Source organism: Paenibacillus sp. OT2-17 (assembly GCF_009827695.1).
Lineage (GTDB): Bacteria > Bacillota > Bacilli > Paenibacillales > Paenibacillaceae > Paenibacillus > Paenibacillus polymyxa_B.
In genome coordinates, this window is record NZ_WUDQ01000217.1 from 1 (window position 1) to 5,795 (window position 5,795).

5 protein-coding genes are annotated in these 5,795 nt (G+C 49.5%); all 5 read left to right on the forward strand.

The window, feature by feature from the left end:
• A partial coding sequence (locus GRP75_RS17715) for a GDP-mannose 4,6-dehydratase (RefSeq protein ID WP_160789944.1) occupies positions 1–696 on the forward strand: 696 nt, incomplete at its 5' end.
• A gap of 77 nt (positions 697–773) precedes the next feature.
• Positions 774–2,117, forward strand: coding sequence for a flippase (locus GRP75_RS17720; protein WP_023987437.1), 1,344 nt, complete (start codon positions 774–776; stop codon positions 2,115–2,117).
• Complete coding sequence (locus GRP75_RS17725; protein WP_160789945.1) at positions 2,104–3,366, forward strand: hypothetical protein; 1,263 nt, start codon at positions 2,104–2,106, stop codon at positions 3,364–3,366. Before GRP75_RS17720 ends, GRP75_RS17725 begins: the two co-directional genes overlap by 14 nt.
• 695 nt (positions 3,367–4,061) lie before the next feature.
• Positions 4,062–5,294, forward strand: coding sequence for a glycosyltransferase family 4 protein (locus tag GRP75_RS17730; RefSeq protein ID WP_160789947.1), 1,233 nt, complete (start codon positions 4,062–4,064; stop codon positions 5,292–5,294).
• A partial coding sequence (locus GRP75_RS17735; RefSeq protein ID WP_160789946.1) for a glycosyltransferase occupies positions 5,291–5,795 on the forward strand: 505 nt, incomplete at its 3' end. The genes GRP75_RS17730 and GRP75_RS17735, both read left to right, overlap by 4 nt.

The window sequence follows — 5,795 nt, forward strand, 5'->3', positions numbered from 1 at the left end:
GCGCTGTCTGTCACCAATATGCTGGAGGCGGTTCGAATTGCCAAACCGGAAGCGCGCTTTTATCAGGCGTCAAGCAGCGAGATGTTCGGTAAGGTGCTGGAGACACCGCAGACAGAAACGACTCCGTTTTACCCACGTAGTCCCTACGGTGTCGCCAAAGTGTACGGCCATTGGATTACAGTGAACTATCGCGAAAGCTTTAATATGTTTGCTTGCTCTGGCATTCTGTTCAATCACGAATCCCCACGCCGAGGACTGGAATTTGTAACGCGTAAGGTGTCGGATGCGGTAGCTCGCATCAAGTTGGGGTTGCAGCAGGAGCTGCGCATGGGAAATTTGGATTCACTGCGAGACTGGGGTTTTGCAGGGGATTATGTAAAGGCGATGTGGCTGATGCTTCAGCAGGATCAACCGGATGATTACGTCATTTCCACGGGAGAAATGCATTCTGTGCGTGAACTGCTGCAAATTGCCTTTTCCCATGTAGGCCTAAATTATGAGGATTACGTCGTGATCGATCCTCAATTTGTCCGTCCGGCAGAGGTAGATCTATTGCTCGGCGATTGTGCCAAGGCGAAAGAAAAGCTGGGCTGGCGATTGGAAGTAGGCTTCGAGCAGCTCATTCATATGATGGTGGATACAGACTTGGAGCGGGTAAAAAGGCAGGCTGCAGTTGAAGCTTCTGTCGTCGTGTAAGAGATGGAGAGGCCATCCGCCTGGGCGGGGGTCTCTTCGCTGTACGCAAGGTCATTTTTCAAGATGGAGTAAAACCTATGACATTAGTCGAAAAACGCGCCAAACCGCGCAGAAGTTTGCTGGTGAATACATCATGGCTGTTCGGTGACAAAATGATTCGCATGGTGTTCGGCCTGGCAGTCAGCATCATCATGGCGAGAGTGTTGGGACCAGAGGAACTGGGAAAGTGGAATTATGCGGAATCCTTTTTCGGGATGTTTCTGATTTTCACGACCCTTGGCTTTGATTCTATATTAGTACGCGATCTTGTCAAAGACCCCAAGGATGAGCATGAGCTATTGGGTACGGCGGTTCTGCTGAAATTGGTAGGTACTCTGATAGCCATTGTACTGTCCTATTCCTTCATTTCACTGCTCAGACCGGAAGACAGTTCGGTGCGGTTGATCAATCTGATCTTGGCTACGGCCTCGGTATTTCAATTGTTTGATATCATCGACTACTGGTTTCGTGCGCAGATGCTGTCCAAATACACGGTCGTTGCCAAGAATACCGCCTTTGTTCTCGGCTCAACCATCAAAATCATTCTGTTGTTGTCCGGTGTTCCGATATGGGTGGTGGCGTTGTGTGCTCATGGAGAGTTTCTATTGGGGAGCCTGCTGCTGCTGTATTTCTTCCGTAAGGAAGGACGACGTGTGAAGCGATGGACGTTCCGCTTAGCCACAGCTCGGCGAATTATGAATCACAGCTGGCCGCTTATACTGTCATCCTCCGCTGTATATGTACAGGCACGGATCGATCAAGTCATTATCGGTGAACTGCTGGGGAACGCTGCGGTTGGGCAATACTCCGTTGCACTCCGACTCATCGAAGTGCTGGGCTTCATTCCGGTTGTTCTGACAACGGCCTATGCTCCAGTAGTAACCCGCTCCAAGCAGAAAGGAAGCGACGAATACAGACAGACATTGTCTACGGTGTATCGCCTGATGTTTATATGCTTTCTTGTGACCTCGGTACCTTTATTTTTTCTATCCCAATGGGTAGTGGTTGTGCTGTATGGGAAAGAATTTACCGAAGCAGGTTCGCTGTTGTCTCTGTTTGCGATTCGTCTGTTTTTCACCAACTTCAGTGTTGCTAAAAGCTTGTTTATTACCAATGAAAATTTGTTCAGATACACGCTGCTGACCTCGGTGGTGGGTGCGGTTACGAATATCGCTTTCAATTACGCGCTAATCCCGTTGCTTGGTGTCCGAGGGTCGTTAGTAGCGACGATCTTGTCCTTTACGATATCTGTATTTCTATTAGATTTGCTATTTAAGGAAGTTAAATCTAATTTGGGTTGGATGATGAAGTCCATCCTGACCTTCTGGCGTGTTCATATTACAGTACCGAAAGTTGGAGAGAACAATCATGATACCCATTAAACCGTTTGTTCGGCATGAGGAACAGTGCCCGCATTGTGGAAGTAAGGTACGTGGTGGAGAGGTGCTGTGGCAGGGAATCCATGTATGTGTCAGCACTGCGTGTGAGGGGTGCGGACGCGAATATCTCGAGGACATGAGGGTCGGTCATGCCACGTATTCACCTTATCGTGTAGAAATGCCTGACTATATTCTGACCGGTGATGCGAGGTCGAGAAAATGGCTCGGAGAGCCTTTGCGGCAATCGTTGATGAATCCTTCCTATGACTTAGCAGTCGGCATGACTGTGCATAAAATGAAAGCTTCTACACGTGTGATTATCATCAACACAATGGATTATTTGTATGGCCATGCTTTGCTCAAGCTGCTCAATGTGCAACGCGAACACGAGCAATCGCCGGACCTGGGCATCATCGTCATTGTGCAAAAGTCGCTGGAATGGATGGTGCCAGCATATGTGTCTGAAATTTGGACGGTTGATGTGCCGTTCAGCAAGGCACGAAACTTTTATCCTGTACTACATCATCGGATGATTGAGGAACTGATGCGTTTTGATGAGGTGTATGTCAGCCCGGCATATTCACATCCCAATCAGTTTGATATTGAGCAGTTTACAGGTGTCTCCCGCTATGACGAGGGGCGTGAGTCGGAGCCGCGCATTACCTTTGTATGGAGGGAAGACCGCTTGTGGAGCGGCAGCCATCATATCGCAAGAGCGGTACAGAAATTTCCGCAGCTCAAACGTGGGCTAAAACCGCTAATTTATCATCAGCGCAGTAAAATCATACGACTGTTCCGCAGGCTGAGAGAAAGCTTCCCAGATCATCGTTTTACAGTCGCTGGACTTGGGCGTACCGGGAGCTTCCCGGCATGGATTTCTGATGAGCGTGTCACACGCTTTGACCGGGAAAGTGAGCTGCGGGTCTGCGAGGTATACGCAGCCAGCCGATTAGTGATCGGCATCCACGGCTCTAATATGCTGCTGCCCTCTGCGCATGCTGGCATGACTATTGATTTGATGCCCAAGGACCGATGGGGGAATTACGCTCAGGATATTTTATTTCACGAAACGGATCATCGGCTTACAGCCTACAAATACCGCTTTGTGCCGATGGAATCGAGTGTGACTCTAGTGGCGGATATGGCAGCTGCCCAGCTCAAAGGGGCAGACCATTTTAATATGCAGATGACAGAGGAAAGGCAGCGTGAGCATTCGGTTTGGAGGGGAGAGGCCGCTTCGGGGCGGGTTTGATCTTCCGATCGCTGTTGACGAGAGATTCCCTGGATTGAATAGGCCCTGTAAGAAGGCGGAATCCCTCGTCAAAGGCGAACGCTGACGCTTCTCCAGATTCAAATCCTTACCCACCGCTACCCACCGCCGCCAAAAAGAATTTCCCCCAGCCCATAAGGTGGGGGAGGTAAGAACTGCCTGGCGATAGCTTCGCCCTATCGCCGCGAACTTCTCGCCGGGCATGTATGCCGGCGTAGGGCACACTCAGCACGGTTCTCTGTCAGGGTGACAGTGTTTGGTGGATAACACTCACGACAAGCAACAATCAAGCCTAGCTAAGGTCTCGTGGTCAGCCCTGCGGTAGTAGCTCTATGCTGTTCAATCGTTTATCGCTATGTGACCGGTATACAAGTTAGCGTAGTCAACGGCTGCATGCATTCGCTCGCGTATATCCGCGCAGCGAGGGCACTTCATGCCCAGCATTCCCTTTTTTTAAATGGGGTGACTTTATGGACCCGGCGGTTAGCAGCGGAGCGGTCCATTTGAATCTGAAGAAGCGCTAGCGTTCGCCTTTGCAGTGGGATTCTTACCTCGGAATGTTTTATATATCCAAGAATCCCACTGCAACAGCGATCGGAAGTTCAAATGGAGTGCGCAGCGGTCTCTAAACCCCGCCGCCATAACTCACCCAATATGAAATGGCAGGAGCCCTGATGATGATTCAAAAAATATTGTATCTCCGCAATTTTGCCAGCAAGGTGAACGGGGACTCATACAATTTACAGGAAGTCGGTTTGGGCAAAGCACTCGTTCGAAAAGGCTATGATTGCGATATTGTTTACTACAACGATCGTAAGGAAACCCATCTGGAACAGGTCTACCGTCACGAAGGATGCACCCTGCGTATTATCTGGCTCCACGGGTTTAAGTTCTTAAGCAACAGCATCTACAGAGATGTTCTCAAAGATTCTTTTCTGGATGCTTATGGTCTGGTCATTACTACAGAATACAACCAGATCATGACCTATCTGCTTTCCCGCAAATGCCCTGATAAGCTGGCGTTGTATCACGGCCCATACCGGGATAACACGCACGCGCTGATCCGCAAACTGTACGATATTATGCTGCTGCCGAAGGTAGCAAAATCTCTAAGCCGTACCTATGTCAAATCCGATCTCGCCAAGCGCTATCTGGAGAATAAAGGTTTTGACAACGTGGTTACGATTGGAGTCGGACTGGATCGCAGTAAAGTAGAGAGAGCATTCGACAGTGACACCAGTAACAACAGTGAAGACATAAGCGGAGAACGTGAGGAAAACCGTGAGGTCGCGAATGAGCTGCGTCGAATCGGAGATCGTCCGGTGCTACTGTATGTTGGTGTACTGGAGGAACGGAGAAATATACGTTTTATGCTGAGTACGTTCAAAAGGGTACTCCAAAAGCATCCTAGCTGCCTTTTGTTAATGGTCGGGAATGGACGGAAGACGGACACAGACCGCTATTGGACATATGCTCATGAACTGGGAATAACGGACAGTATTATACATTTTTCAAGAGTGGAACAACGTCATCTGTGGCAGATTTACGGAGCGGCGGATGTGATGCTGTTTCCGACCCAATACGATATTTTTGGTATGGTGCTGCTGGAAAGCATGCTGTTTCGCGTTCCGATTATCTCTTCGGTAAACGGGGGCTCGGTTACCTTGATTGAGGACGGAGTGAGCGGAGTGATGCTGAGAAGCTTTTCAGAAGAGGAATGGTCTGATCGGATAGGCGATTTGCTGGATAATGCTGAGCTGAGACGAAGTATGGCGGAGAAGGCTTTCCTTACGGTCGAGCGCATGTCGTGGGATCGCATCGCAGATGAAATAGTAAGCCATCAAGGAATCAAGCCCGGGAATTCTAACCACGTTATGCAATCAACGCAGGAAAGAGGGGCAGCCACGTGAGCCAACAGGTCAGCAGACAGATGAACCCTCCTGTAAGCAAGGTGCTGATCATCCATAACTTTTATCAGCAAAGCGGGGGAGAAGACAAGGTTGTCGAGCAAGAATCGGCTATGCTGCGTTCCAGAGGAATAGAGACAGAGCATTACTATGTGCACAACGACAGCATTCAAAGCAGAGGGCTAGCGAACATGGCAAAGCTGGCAGTAGAGGCGGCATGGTCCCTGCCGGAATTCAAAAGAATTAAGAAGCTGCTTTTACAGGTGAAGCCGGATGTGGTTCATGTGCATAATTTTTTCCCAGTTCTATCTCCTTCGGTCTATCATGCTTGTGAACGGCTGGGGATTCCGGTTGTCCAGACACTGCATAATTACAGGCTGATTTGTCCGGCGGCAACCTTTATGCGAGGGAATAAGGTTTGTGAAAAATGTCTGCACGGCACGCTGCTGCACTCCATCCGTCATGGATGCTATCGAGGTTCACAGCTTCAGACGATTCCGGTGG

What these genes read in the sequence shown, in the direction of transcription:
- GRP75_RS17720 (WP_023987437.1), top strand. Translation starts at nt 774, where the DNA reads ATGACATTAGTCGAAAAACGCGCCAAACCGCGCAGAAGTTTGCTGGTG.
- GRP75_RS17725 (WP_160789945.1), top strand. Translation starts at nt 2,104, where the DNA reads ATGATACCCATTAAACCGTTTGTTCGGCATGAGGAACAGTGCCCGCAT.
- GRP75_RS17730 (WP_160789947.1), top strand. Translation starts at nt 4,062, where the DNA reads ATGATTCAAAAAATATTGTATCTCCGCAATTTTGCCAGCAAGGTGAAC.